The sequence below is a fragment of the Pseudomonas sp. NBRC 111138 genome, from assembly GCF_001320835.1.
Taxonomy (GTDB): Bacteria; Pseudomonadota; Gammaproteobacteria; order Pseudomonadales; family Pseudomonadaceae; genus Aquipseudomonas; species Aquipseudomonas paracarnis.
Genome location: NZ_BCBO01000032.1, coordinates 1 through 12,970, shown reverse-complemented (window position 1 = coordinate 12,970; position 12,970 = coordinate 1). Strand labels below are relative to the sequence as shown.

13 protein-coding genes are annotated in these 12,970 nt (G+C 60.5%); 9 read left to right on the top strand and 4 right to left on the bottom strand.

Annotation, left to right across the window (positions count from 1 at the left end; all coding sequences use genetic code 11):
• The first annotated feature begins 79 nt into the window (after positions 1 to 79).
• From APH41_RS06335 to APH41_RS06320, 4 genes are all read left to right on the top strand, one after another.
• Positions 80 to 526, top strand: a complete 447-nt coding sequence (locus APH41_RS06335) for a DUF4879 domain-containing protein (RefSeq protein ID WP_034127050.1) — start codon at positions 80 to 82, stop codon at positions 524 to 526.
• Between the two features lie 96 nt (positions 527 to 622).
• Entirely contained in the window at positions 623 to 1,147 is a 525-nt protein-coding gene (locus tag APH41_RS06330; RefSeq protein WP_054896161.1) for a (2Fe-2S)-binding protein, read from the top strand.
• On the top strand, positions 1,144 to 2,133 hold the full coding sequence (locus tag APH41_RS06325; RefSeq protein WP_020301733.1) for a xanthine dehydrogenase family protein subunit M: 990 nt from the start codon (positions 1,144 to 1,146) through the stop codon (positions 2,131 to 2,133). The genes APH41_RS06330 and APH41_RS06325 overlap by 4 nt, the downstream gene beginning before the upstream one ends.
• Positions 2,130 to 4,313, top strand: a complete 2,184-nt coding sequence (locus tag APH41_RS06320; RefSeq protein WP_054918051.1) for a xanthine dehydrogenase family protein molybdopterin-binding subunit — start codon at positions 2,130 to 2,132, stop codon at positions 4,311 to 4,313. The genes APH41_RS06325 and APH41_RS06320 overlap by 4 nt, the downstream gene beginning before the upstream one ends.
• A 136-nt stretch (positions 4,314 to 4,449) precedes the next feature.
• On the opposite strand, the gene APH41_RS06315 is transcribed toward APH41_RS06320, so the two are convergent.
• Entirely contained in the window at positions 4,450 to 5,688 is a 1,239-nt protein-coding gene (locus APH41_RS06315) for an MFS transporter (protein ID WP_032895226.1), read from the bottom strand.
• Positions 5,689 to 6,005: 317 nt separating this feature from the next.
• Between APH41_RS06315 and APH41_RS06310 the strand changes: the two genes are divergently transcribed.
• From APH41_RS06310 to APH41_RS27940, 3 genes are read left to right on the top strand one after another with little or no spacing between them, the layout of a single operon-like run.
• A complete protein-coding gene (locus tag APH41_RS06310) occupies positions 6,006 to 7,445 on the top strand; it encodes a cytochrome ubiquinol oxidase subunit I (RefSeq protein WP_019818027.1) in 1,440 nt (479 codons plus the stop codon).
• A gap of 1 nt (position 7,446) precedes the next feature.
• The gene (cydB, locus tag APH41_RS06305) at positions 7,447 to 8,454 is read left to right on the top strand and encodes a cytochrome d ubiquinol oxidase subunit II (protein WP_034126946.1); all 1,008 of its coding nucleotides are present in this window, start codon (positions 7,447 to 7,449) and stop codon (positions 8,452 to 8,454) included.
• A 12-nt stretch (positions 8,455 to 8,466) separates the two neighbouring features.
• Complete coding sequence (locus APH41_RS27940; protein WP_003194328.1) at positions 8,467 to 8,631, top strand: DUF2474 domain-containing protein; 165 nt, start codon at positions 8,467 to 8,469, stop codon at positions 8,629 to 8,631.
• Between the two features lie 142 nt (positions 8,632 to 8,773).
• On the opposite strand, the gene APH41_RS06300 is transcribed toward APH41_RS27940, so the two are convergent.
• Positions 8,774 to 9,898 (bottom strand): class I SAM-dependent methyltransferase, encoded by a 1,125-nt coding sequence (locus APH41_RS06300; protein WP_054918048.1) that lies wholly within the window; start codon positions 9,896 to 9,898, stop codon positions 8,774 to 8,776.
• A 140-nt stretch (positions 9,899 to 10,038) separates the two neighbouring features.
• On the bottom strand, positions 10,039 to 10,749 hold the full coding sequence (locus tag APH41_RS06295; protein WP_034126948.1) for a LuxR family transcriptional regulator: 711 nt from the start codon (positions 10,747 to 10,749) through the stop codon (positions 10,039 to 10,041).
• A 447-nt stretch (positions 10,750 to 11,196) separates the two neighbouring features.
• Between APH41_RS06295 and APH41_RS06290 the strand changes: the two genes are divergently transcribed.
• Positions 11,197 to 11,973 carry a ferredoxin--NADP reductase gene (locus APH41_RS06290; RefSeq protein WP_054918046.1) on the top strand — a complete coding sequence of 259 codons (777 nt, stop codon included), beginning with the start codon at positions 11,197 to 11,199 and terminating at the stop codon, positions 11,971 to 11,973.
• Between the two features lie 41 nt (positions 11,974 to 12,014).
• On the opposite strand, the gene mscL is transcribed toward APH41_RS06290, so the two are convergent.
• Complete coding sequence (gene mscL / locus APH41_RS06285; protein WP_014720019.1) at positions 12,015 to 12,431, bottom strand: large-conductance mechanosensitive channel protein MscL; 417 nt, start codon at positions 12,429 to 12,431, stop codon at positions 12,015 to 12,017.
• A gap of 287 nt (positions 12,432 to 12,718) precedes the next feature.
• On the opposite strand from mscL, the gene APH41_RS06280 reads away from it, so the two are divergent.
• Positions 12,719 to 12,970: catalase (locus tag APH41_RS06280; RefSeq protein ID WP_156359033.1), on the top strand; the 252-nt coding region annotated here is incomplete at its 3' end.

The following is a 12,970-nucleotide window of genomic DNA, read 5'->3' as shown; positions in this document are numbered from 1 at the left end:
TCATACCAGCAGCCGAGGCTGTGTGGCGCATGGGCTTGAGGCATACTGCGCCGACGTTCAATACCGGGTCATTGCCAGCATGAAAAAAGCCAACCCGTGGAGTCTAGCTCTGATCGCCAGTATCAGCCTGTGGCTGGGCGCGGCACCGGCATGGGGCGCGGCTGCACCGGCCTTGAGCGAGGTGCGGGTGTTCAAGGTGGAATCGGCCAACTGCAGCGAAGCGATCCCGGAGCGGGTCAACACCACCCAGATGTGCGAGCACCGCGGGCCCACCCAGGTCTCGGTGATGGAAGTGGGCCTGGGCAACAGCCCCATGGGCCGCTTCAACGGCGCAGAGTTGAATGGGCAACGCACAGCGGTGTGCCAGGTCGGCAACATCAGTGAGGCGTGCAACGGCGTGGGCACCTTGATGGGCTACATCTATGTGTTCGACCTGAACGTCCAGGCCCAGGGCTGGTTCGAATTCACCAATACCTCGATCAACCCGCCGCAAAACACCCTGAAAGCCCAGCTCAATATCCGCTGATCAATCATCTTGAACGCTCAAAACCCCGGGAAGTCGTACCCCTAAGACGGCGATTTTTCTGAACGCCGCGGACGTACACCAACCCGTGAGGTGTTTATGAGCGCGACCCCCAATGGCGCGGCGGCCCAGCCGTTCGTCGCCCACCCGATACGCCTGACACTCAACGGCCAGGATCGCCAACTGAACGTGTTGCCCTGGACCACCTTGCTGGACTTGCTGCGTGAACAGTTGGACCTGGTGGGCAGCAAAAAAGGCTGCGACCACGGCCAGTGCGGCGCCTGCACCGTGTTGCGTGACGGCAAACGCGTGAATGCCTGCCTGACCCTGGCCGTGATGTGCGACGGCGCCGAATTGACCACCGTCGAAGGCCTGGCCGACGGCGACCAACTGCATCCCATGCAACAGGCCTTTATCCAGCACGACGCTTTCCAGTGCGGCTATTGCACCCCCGGGCAGATCTGTTCTGCCGTGGGCCTGGCCAATGAAGGCCGCGCCCACGACCGTGCGCAGATCCAGGAATTGATGAGCGGCAACCTGTGCCGCTGCGGCGCCTACAACAACATCCGCGATGCCATCGAAGACGCGCTGCCGGCCTGCCGTCGCCAGGGAGGTGAGTCATGAATCCCTTCCACTACAGCAGGCCGACCGATGTGCAGCAGGCCGTTCAGATGAGCAGCGCCGCCTCGCGCTTTATCGCCGGTGGCACCAACCTGCTGGACCTGATGAAGGAAAACATCAGCCATCCCGAGCACCTGATCGACATCACCGGCTTGCCGCTGCACGACATTCAAGAGACCGCCGAGGGTGGCCTGCGTATCGGTGCGCTGGTGAGCAACGCCGACCTGGCCTGGCACCCACTCATTGAGCAGCGTTACCCGTTGCTGTCCCAGGCCATCCTCGCCGGGGCGTCCCCGCAGTTACGCAACATGGCCAGTACCGGGGGCAACCTGTTGCAGCGCACCCGTTGCTATTACTTCTACGACGCCGCGGTGCCGTGCAACAAGCGCCAGCCCGGCAGCGGCTGCCCGGCGCGCAACGGTTTGAACCGTATCCATGCGATCCTCGGCGCCAGTGAACAGTGCGTGGCCACCCATCCATCGGACATGTGCGTGGCCCTGGCGGCGCTTGCGGCGCGGGTGCATGTAGAGGGACGTGGCGGTGCGCGGGTGATCGAGTTCGCCGACTTCCATCGCTTGCCAGGCGATGCGCCGCAACGTGACAACCAATTGGCCGACGATGAGCTGATCACGGCCATTGAGCTGCCCGCCGATCACCTGGCCCGCCACAGCCATTACCTGAAGATCCGTGACCGTGCCTCCTATGCCTTTGCCTTGGTTTCGGTGGCCGCCGCCTTGGAACTGGACGGCGATGAAATCATCGACGCCCGCCTGGCCTTGGGCGGTGTGGCGCATAAACCTTGGCGTGACCGCGCAGTGGAAGCCTTGCTGATTGGCCGCACGGTCAGCCGCGAAACCTTCAGCGCCGCCGCCGACGCCCTGCTGCAAGACGCCGAACCGTTGGAACACAACGGCTTCAAGGTCAAGCTGGCGCGGCGAGCAATCATTCGTGCCCTGAGCGACGCCGCCGTCGCAGGAGAACAGCCATGAGCGCCATCGGCAAACCCCTGGACCGCGTCGACGGTCTGCTCAAGGTCACCGGCCAAGCGCGCTATGCCGGTGAGTTTCCCGAGGACGGCCTGCTGCATGGCAGCGTGGTGTCGAGCACTATCGCCAAAGGCCGGGTGCTGAGCATCGATGCGTCCAAGGCGTTGGCCTTGCCCGGTGTAGTGGACGTGATCCATCACCTCAACCGGCCGAAAATCGCCAGCTATGACGAGGCGTTCGCCGATGCCGATGCGGCCGATGGCTCGCCTTTTCGTCCGCTGTATAACGACCGCGTGCTCTACAGCGGCCAGCCCCTGGCCCTGGTGATTGCCGATAACCTCGAACTGGCGCGGCACGCCGGCTCGCTGGTGCAGATCGACTACGCGCCCGAAACCTTCGAAACCGACCTGCTCACCCAGCAAGCGGCGGCGCACCCGTCGCCCCAGACCCCACCCGAACCGCGAGGCAACTTCGAGGCTGAATGGGCCGGTGCCGCAATCAGTCTGGACCTGCACTACAGCACGCCCATCGAGCATCACAACCCGATGGAACCCCACGCCAGCACCGTGCTGTATCAGTCCGATGGCACTCTGCATATCCACGACAAGACCCAGGGCCCGCAGAACTGCCAGGCCTATGTGCAAAAAGTCTTCGGCTTGGACAAGCGCCAGGTGCGCATCTTCGCCGCTTTCGTCGGTGGCGCCTTCGGTTCGGGCCTGCGCCCGCAATACCAATTGCCGCTCGCGGTGATGGCGGCCATGGCGCTCAAACGCTCGGTGCGCGTCACCCTGACGCGCCAGCAGATGTTTACCTTCGGCTATCGCCCGCGCACCTTGCAGCGTTTGCAGATGGGCGCCGCCGCCAATGGTCGCTTGCTGGCGTTGGGGCATACCGCGATTGGCCAGACGTCGCGCTTTGAGGATTTCAGCGAGCACGTGGTGGAGTGGAGCGGCATGCTCTATCACTGCGACAACGTGCAACTGACGTACAAGTTGGCGCCGTTGGATGTGTTTACCCCGCTGGACATGCGTGCCCCCGGCGCCGCACTAGGCGTGCTCGGCCTGGAGTGCGCCATGGACGAACTGGCGTGTGCCCTGGCCATCGACCCGGTGCAATTGCGCCTGATCAACTACGCCGAACGTAACCAGAACGAAGACAAACCCTGGTCGAGCAAGGCCCTGCGCGAGTGCTACAGCGAAGGCGCCGAACGCTTCGGCTGGCACCAACGCAACCCGGAACCGCGTAGCATGCGTGACGGCCGCCAACTGATCGGCTGGGGCATGGCCGGCGGCGTGTGGGAGGCCATGCAGATGAAAGCCAGCGCCAAGGCGCGCCTCGACGCGCAGGGCAAGCTCACCGTCAGCAGCGCCACCACCGACATTGGCACTGGCACCTACACGGTGATGACCCAGATCGCCTCCCAGGCCAGCGGCGTGGCCATGGCCGACGTGCGTTTTGTGCTGGGCGATTCGTCGTTGCCCACGGCGCCGTTGCAGGGCGGCTCGTTTACCGTGTCCTCGGTGGGTACGGCGGTGCAGCAAGCCTGTGAAGCGCTGAATGCCAAGTTGCTCCAGGTCGCCCGGCAGACATACCCGGTGTTCAAGGACGCCGAAGCCGTGCGGTTTGAAGAGGGCCAACTGCATGCCGGTGATGTGAGTGTTTCGTTGGCGCAACTGGTCAAGGACAGCGGTGAGGAGGTGCTGCAAGCACAGGTTGACAGCGAGCCGGACAAGAAGCGCCAGGGCTATGCCTGCGCGACCCATTCGGCGGTGTTTGTCGAGGTGCGGGTTGATGAAGACCTGGGCACCATCAAGGTCAGCCGTGTGGTCAGCGCCATTGCCGCGGGGCGCGTGGTCAACCCCAAGATGGCCCGCAGCCAGATCCTTGGCGGCGTGGTGTGGGGCATTGGCATGGCCCTGCATGAAGAGACCCAGGTCGACCATGAGCTGGGGCGTTACATGAACCACAGCCTGGCCGAGTACCACATCCCGGTGAACGCCGATATTGGCGAGATTGACGTGCTGTTTGTCGAAGAGCACGACGAGATCGTCAATGCGCTCGGGTCCAAGGGCGTGGGGGAAATCGGCATTGTCGGGGTAGCGGCGGCGGTGGCGAATGCGGTTTACCATGCCACCGGCAAGCGGGTTCGGGAGTTTCCGATTACCTTGGATAAGGTGCTATAGCCCAAACCGTCAGACCAATGAAGTTCCAGTGTGGGAGCTGGCTTGCCTGCGATAGCGGTGTATCAGCCACCAGAAAGTTGCCTGATACACCGCTATCGCGGGCAAGCCCGGCTCCCACAGGGTATGGCGGTGAAGCCTATGGCTTGGTTTCTTCCACCGGCACATGCATGCGATCCCGGTTGGCCAGGGTCGGGAACAGCTTGATCCACACCCCGGTCACCACCAGGGTGCCAACCCCGCCCATCACCACCGCAGGCACGGTGCCAAACCAGTGGGCGGTAATCCCGGATTCGAATTCGCCCAATTGATTGGACGCACCGATAAACAGGCCATTGACCGCACTCACTCGCCCGCGCATTTCATCTGGCGTTTCCAACTGCACGAACGATGCACGGATCACCATGCTGATCATGTCTGCCGCGCCCAGTACCACCAGCACCGCCAGTGAAAACCAGAACGAAGTCGACAGGCCGAAGGCGATGGTTGCCACCCCGAACACGCCGACGGCGGTGAACATCACGCGGCCCACCTGGCGGTCCACCGAAAAGCGCGCCAGCCACAGTGACATCAGCAATGCGCCCACAGCCGGGGCCGACCGCAGCAGGCCCAGGCCCCAGGCACCTGTCAGCAGGATGTCCTTGGCGAACACCGGTAACAGCGCTGTAGCGCCGCCCAGCAGCACGGCAAACAGGTCCAGGGAGATGGCGCCGAGAATGTCCGGGCGGCTGCGGATAAAGCGTATGCCGGCCAGCAGCGAGTCCAGGGTGGCCTTGGCTTTGTTGAGCGGCGTCTGGCGGGCGGGCAGGTTCAGGGTCAGCACGCAGGCAATCAGGTACAGCGCCACGGTTGGGCCGTACACCCACACGCTGCCAAACGCATAGAGCAAACCGCCCACGGCCGGTGCGACGATGGTCGCCAGTTGCTGGGCCGATTGCGAGGCGGCCACAGCGCGGGGGAACAGCGCGCTGGGCACGATGCTCGGCAACAGTGCCTGGGTGGTGGGCATTTCAAATGAGCGCGCAGCGCCGAGCAGGAAGGCGAGGATGAAGATCATCTCGCGGGTCACGTTGCCGGTCAGGCCGCCGATGGCCAGGGACAAGGCGATCAGCGCCTGCAAGGTCTGGCAGATGGCAGCGACCCGGCGGCGTTCATAGCGATCAGCCACGTGCCCGGTGTGCAGCATGAACAGCACGCGCGGCACGAATTCCACCAGGCCAACCAGGCCCAGGTCCAGCACGTTGCCGGTCAGTTGGTAGAGGTTCCAGCCGATTGCCACGGTGAGCATCTGGAAGCCGCTGGCGGTAAAGATCCGCGCCAGCCAGAACGCGATGAAAGGACGGTGGTGACGTAGCAGCAACGCAGGTTCACTGGGCATCGGAAATTCAGGTCAGGAGCGGGGGAATGGCGAGATTAGCATCAAGCTGTAACAAATAGTTGCAAGAACAGGGCTGAGGCAAGCTGTCACGCGGCAAAAGACCACACAGTCCTACAGCAAAAATGGGACTACTCTTTCAACGATGCTTGATCCAGATCAAAACCTGCCCCGGGATTGTTCTGGCGGCCGCAAGGCCAGATTCCCCACGCGATGGGTAATAAAAGAAACGAATTGAAATTCGCCACACTCCATATCCGTGGGGGCAGTGGGTGCAGGCTCCCAGCCAGCAGCCGGTATTACCTGACAGAGGAAGACTTATGTTCGGTTTGGAGGCGCTAGATCTCGCCCGAATTCAATTCGCGTTCACCATCTCATTCCACATCCTGTTCCCGGCGATCACCATCGGCCTGGCCAGTTACCTTGCGGTGCTGGAGGGCTTGTGGCTCAAGACCCACAACGACACCTACCGTGACCTCTACCACTTCTGGTCGAAGATCTTTGCCGTCAACTTCGGCATGGGGGTGGTATCGGGCCTGGTCATGGCCTACCAGTTCGGTACCAACTGGAGCCGCTTCTCGGACTTCGCCGGCGCCGTCACCGGGCCGTTGCTGACGTACGAAGTGCTCACGGCCTTCTTCCTCGAGGCCGGTTTCCTGGGCGTGATGTTGTTCGGCTGGAACAAGGTGGGGCGCAAGCTGCACTTCTTCGCCACGGTGATGGTGGCCGTGGGTACGTTGATCTCCACGTTCTGGATTCTTGCCTCTAACAGCTGGATGCAGACGCCCCAGGGCTTTGAAATCATCGATGGCCGCGTAATACCGACCGACTGGCTGGCGGTGATCTTCAACCCGTCGTTCCCCTACCGCCTGATGCACATGGCCACGGCTGCTTTCGTTGCCACGGCGTTCTTCGTCGGCTCGTCGGCCGCCTGGCATTTACTGCGCGGCAAGGACAACCCGGCCATACGCAAAATGCTCTCGATGGCGATGTGGATGGCCCTGATCGTTGCACCCATCCAGGCAGTGATCGGCGACTTCCACGGCCTCAATACCCTCAAGCATCAGCCGGCCAAGATCGCCGCGATTGAAGGCCACTGGGAAAATATCGGCAACGAGCCCACGCCGCTGATTTTGTTTGGCTGGCCGGACATGCAAGCCGAGAAAACCAAATACGCGGTCGAGATTCCGTACCTGGGCAGCCTGATCCTGACTCACTCCCTGGACAAGCAGGTGCCGGCGCTCAAAGAGTTCCCACCTGAAGACCGCCCCAACTCGACCGTTGTGTTCTGGTCGTTCCGGGTCATGGTCGGCCTGGGGTTCCTGATGATCTTCACCGGTTTGTTCAGCCTGTGGCTGCGCCGGGGCGACAAGATGTACACGTCCAAACCGTTCCTGTACCTGGCGCTGTGGATGGGCCCGTCTGGGCTGATTGCGATTCTTGCCGGTTGGTTCACCACCGAAATCGGCCGCCAGCCCTGGGTGGTCTACGGGTTGATGCGCACGGCGGATGCCTCCTCCGGGCATAGCCTGACGCAGATGACCATTACCCTGGTGTTGTTCGTGGTGGTGTACTTCGCGCTGTTCGGCGCGGGCCTGGGCTACATGATGCGCCTGGTGCGCAAAGGCCCCGTGACCCACGACAGTACCGAGCCCGCCCACGGTGGCCCCGGCCAGAAACGCACCCCCGCGCGTCCGTTGTCTGCTGCCGACGATGGCAGTGATAACGACCACGACCACATCCAGCACAAGGGGAATTGAGATGGGTATTGATCTTCCGCTGATCTGGGCCGTGATCATCATCTTCGGCATCATGATGTACGTGGTCATGGACGGCTTCGACCTGGGGATCGGCATTCTTTTCCCGTTTGTTCCGGGCAAAGTCGACCGTGATGTGATGATGAACACCGTGGCGCCCGTATGGGACGGCAACGAAACCTGGCTGGTACTCGGGGGCGCGGCATTGTTCGGCGCGTTCCCGCTGGCCTATTCGGTGGTGTTGTCGGCGCTGTACCTGCCGCTGATCCTGATGCTGATCGGCCTGATCTTCCGCGGCGTGGCCTTTGAGTTCCGCTTCAAGGCCAAGGACCACAAGCGTCACCTGTGGGACAAGGCGTTTATTGGCGGCTCGCTGGCGGCGACCTTCTTCCAGGGGGTGGCGTTGGGCGCCTTTATCGACGGTATTCCGGTGGTGGATCGCCAGTTCGCCGGCGGCTCACTGGACTGGCTCACACCCTTCACGATGTTCTGCGGCGTGGCGCTGATCGTGGCGTATGCCTTGCTCGGCTGCACCTGGCTGATCATGAAGACCGAAGGCAAGTTGCAGGAGCAGATGCACAATCTGGCGCGGCCTTTGGCGTTTGTGGTGTTGGCGGTGATCGGCATCGTCAGCATCTGGACGCCGCTGACCCACCCGGAAATCGCGTCGCGCTGGTTCACCTTGCCGAACCTGTTCTGGTTCCTGCCGGTGCCGATCCTGGTGCTGGTCACCATGTACGGGCTGATCCGCGCCGTGGCACGTAATGCGCACTACACGCCGTTCCTGTTGACGCTGGTGCTGATTTTCCTCGGCTACAGTGGCTTGGGGATCAGCCTGTGGCCGAACATCATCCCGCCGTCCGTGTCGATCTGGGATGCCGCCGCGCCGCCGCAAAGCCAGGGCTTCATGCTGGTGGGCACGCTGTTCATCATCCCGTTTATCCTGGGCTATACCTTCTGGAGCTACTACGTGTTCCGCGGCAAGGTCACCCACGAAGACGGCTATCACTAGGAGGGTTGAAACATGTCAAAACCTTCGTTGCATGAGATTGAACAGGCCGAGAAGCAGCCGTTGTGGCGGCGCCTGGGGTGGCTGGCGATGATCTGGACCGGCAGCGTGCTGGCCCTGTTCGTGGTGGCCAGCCTGATGCGCATGTTCATGAATGCGGCAGGCCTGAGCACGCATTGACACTGTAGGAGCGAGCTTGCTCGCGAAAAACGTCAACGATAACGCGTGCTTCCTGAATAAACGCGGCGTCTGTGAGTTTTTCGCGAGCAAGCTCGCTCCTACGAAAAAGCCCTGCTTTTCTTGATCGAAAAGCAGGGCTTTTTTATTTACGCGCCTTGAGGATGACGAACTTGGGCGTGGCCGCTACTTGCTCGACACCACGGAACAACCGCGCCAGCTTGCTGTGATAGCCCAGGTGACGATTCCCGACGATGTACAAGGCGCCACCGACCACCAGCGCTTCGCGTGCCTGCTGGAACATGCGCCAGGCGAGGAAGTCGCCCACCACTTGTTGTTGGTGGAACGGTGGGTTGCACAACACCACTTCCAGCGATTGCGCCTCCTGGCCGGCCAGGCCATCGTCGGCACGTACGCTGACGTCCCGCTCTCCCAAGGCGGCTTGCCAGTTTTCGGCGGCCGATTGCACTGCCATATACGACTCATCCACCAAGGTGTAGTGCGCGTCGGGGTTCTGCAGGGCGTTGGCAATCGCCAGTACGCCGTTGCCGCAGCCCAGGTCTGCCACGCGGGCACTGCCCAGGTTTTTTGGCAGGTGCGGCAGGAAGGCACGGGTGCCGATGTCCAGGCCTTCGCGGCAAAAGACGTTGGCGTGGTTACACAACTCGATGACCGGCGCATCCAGGGTATAGCGGGTCGGGTAGGGCGAGACCGCGGCAGGGCGCGGCTCGACGCTGGCAATCAGCAACCGCGCCTTTTTGACCGCCAATGAGGCGTGCATGGGCCCGATGTAACGCTCCAGCAATTCGCCCGCAGCCCGTGGCAAATGCTTGATCATTGCACCTGCGATCACCTCGGCGCCGGGCGCCAGTTGCCCTTGCAGGCGGATCAGTTGTTCTTCCAGCAACGCCAGGGTTTTCGGCACGCGGATCAACACGCGATCGAACGGCCCGGTCGCGAGCTGGCTGGCCGGTATGAAGGGCACGGCATCAAAGGGCTTGCCGTTGCGCACCAGGTTTTTCTCCAGGCCCTGAGCGGCGAGGAACGAGTCACCGCTGGAGGTCACTTGCACCTGGCCTTGAAGGCTGGCTGCCAGGGCGCCGAAGCTGTCATTGAGCACCAGCACGCGGGTGGCGGCAGTGGGCTGTTGCGCGGCGAGGTGGCTGAGCAGGTATTCGTCGGCGGCATCGAAGGCTTGCAGCGGATCATTGTGTTGCTCTGGCTGACGAATCAGGTCGAGCTGGGCGAAAGGGCTGTCAAGCAGGGGCATGGCGGGGCGAGGCTCTGGGTAATCGACGGACCGTCTGAGTGAACGGCGGGGCCACCGTGGAAAGCGCACCCTCAACACTCAGAATTGGCCGTAAATGTTACGTTTTTTTCAACGCGATGACATGCGGTGTTTTACGTGGGCTAAAACAGCCCGGCTTTAGCGGCGCGCAGCACCGCCTGGATCTTGTTATGCACGCCCAGTTTCTTGAAGGTACTGCTGATATGAAACCCCACGGTGCGCTCGGACAGGCAAAGAATCGCGGCAATCTCCGAGGCGGTCTTGCCCATCGCCGACCACTTGAGGATTTCTGTTTCCCGGGCAGTCAATTTGCTGGGCGCTTTGATGTCGGGGGCGTCGGCGTACTTCTGCGCGACGACCGCATGCATCGCATGGCAAAGCCACAACACCTGGCCGGCTTTTTCGTAAAGCTCTTCAGGGCTGACCTCGCCCTTGCTGCGAACCAGGGTCAGCATGCTGAATACACCCTGGAAGTCATGCACGGCTTGGGTCCAGCCTAAATGCACCCCGCATGACTGGGCCAATTCCCACAGCTTGGGGGTGTTGGCAAAGGTTTTTTGTTCCCAGAGAATAGGCAGTACCGAGGTTTTACAGTGGGTTACAACGGGGTCTACATCGAAGAAGTGCGCTTGTTTATAAATACTAAGCCATTCATTTGGATAGTTATTAAACAAAATGGGTTTTGTTTGAGTGCTTTGTGATTGGGAACTCATGGTAAAGGAGCAATATTCGAAACCTAGTTCATAAGTGTGGTTTATCACCATCTCAAACACACTGGTGATTTCACTCTCGCCGTCCAGCTTGGGCAGCCGGGCATTATGCCAATTGACCATCGGTGACTCTCCATGCGTGTATATGTGACCTGGGTACGTCCTGATCCCCCATTGCAGCTCGAAAACAAGTGTAGGGTAAGTCCTACAACTGAGCTTGAAAAATATTTTACTTCCAGGGTTTGTTTAGTTGGCGGGTTTTGTACAAGGCTTGAAGTTTTGTATAAGGGCGCTTGGCAAGTTACTTTTTTTCAATATTATTAATATCTTGAAAGTAGTATCAAAATGATGTCGCTGTACGTGCCGTTTCATCTCGGGAGGTATTCGGGGCGCGTTAATAGCCAAATAGTTAGTGCTAGTGGTGAACCCATGGTTTACCCCTGGACTTGGTTGAAAAACGCGCAGGCCAGCCGCGTGAACCTTGAGTGACGGCAAAGCCAGTACCAATCATCAGTGTTTGCGCGGTCTGTTTTGAGGGACACTAACGGCCTGTGCAAAACGGAGCCCCCCATGACGGCCAGTGCTGAGAAATTTACCCGCCAGACCCTGCTCGATGTGCAATCGCTGACCCCCAGCCTGTTCACCCTGCGCACCACCCGCGATGCCGGTTTTCGTTTTACCGCCGGCCAGTTCGTGCGCCTGGGCGTTACCAAGGCGGATGGCAGCACCGTCTGGCGTGCCTATTCCATCGTGTCTTCGCCGTTTGACGAGCATCTGGATTTCTTTTCCATCGTGGTCCCCGGTGGTGAGTTCACCAGTGAACTGAGCCGCCTGAAGGTGGGCGATACCTTGCTGGTCGAGCGCCAGGCCACCGGGTTTCTGACCCTCAACCGCTTTATCGACGGGCGTGACTTGTGGTTGCTGGGAACCGGAACGGGCGTCGCGCCGTTCCTGTCGATCCTGCAGGACTTCGAAGTGTGGGAAAAATTCGAGCGCATCATCCTGGTGTACAGCGCCCGGGAAGCCAAGGAACTGGCCTACCAGTCGCTGATCGACACTCTGGGTGAGCGCGAGTACTTGGCCGAGTATGCCCACAAACTCACCTACATTCCCATCGTCACCCGCGAGCATCATCCGGGCGCGTTGAATGGGCGTATTACGGCCTTGATCGAAAATGGCGAATTGGAGCGGGCTGCCGGCGTGGGGCTGACGGCACAGGATTCGCGTGTACTGATTTGCGGCAACCCGCAGATGGTCGATGACACGCGCCAGTTGCTCAAGCAGCGGGACATGCAACTGAGCCTGAGCCGACGACCTGGCCAGGTGGCGGTAGAAAATTATTGGTAGAAAAAAGGCGCCTTGCGAGGCGCCTTTTTTGCATCCGCAGGTTAAAGCGGCTTGTTGTTCTGTGCCTTGAGCAGATCGCGGATCTCGCCCAGCAGCACTTCTTCTTTGCTTGGCGTCGGCGGCAAGCTTGGGGCCACGGCTTCTTCGCGCTTCAGACGGTTGATCGCCTTCACACCCATGAAGATTGCAAACGCGACGATTATAAAGTCGATGATGCTCTGGATGAACTTGCCGTAGGCCAGGACAACAGCGGGTACATCACCCTGTGCTGCCTTGAGCGTGACGGCCAGATCGGCAAAGTCCACGCCACCGATCAGCAGGCCGATGGGAGGCATTATCACGTCGCCTACAAATGAGGAAACAATCTTGCCGAAGGCAGCACCGATGATGATACCGACGGCCATGTCGACCACATTACCTTTGACCGCGAAGGCCTTGAACTCACTGATCACGCCCATAGGTTATTCCTTGTTACAGTTGAGGAGGGTGGAGGTCAGTGTAATTCAGTCGAACGGCGCTTGCTCGAAACAACTGTTAACACTGTCGGTTTTTATCGACACATCAAATCGCAAATAGTTTGCAAAGTGCCACTAGTCGCGCGCGAATTAGCCGCTATTTCAGCGGGTTACCAGATTTTTTTCTTAATCGGGCCTGTGGTGTTTTTCTATTTATCTTCTGACTCGCAGGTCACTAGCCTCTGGCAAGCACAACTGAATGTGCATTAAAAAAACCAGAGGAAACCTCGATGAATACCCCAATCAGCCGCAGGCCCGTGTCGGCGCGCCACGCGCTGGCACTGGTGACCGCCAGCCTGCTTTCCCTCTCCGTACAAGCCGCCAACCTGACCCGCGATAACGGGGCCAACGTCGGTGATAACCAGAACTCCCAAACCGCCGGTGCCAATGGCCCGGTGCTGCTGCAAGATGTGCAACTGATCCAGAAACTGCAACGCTTCGACCGCGAACGCATCCCAGAGCGCGTGGTGCACGCACGCGGC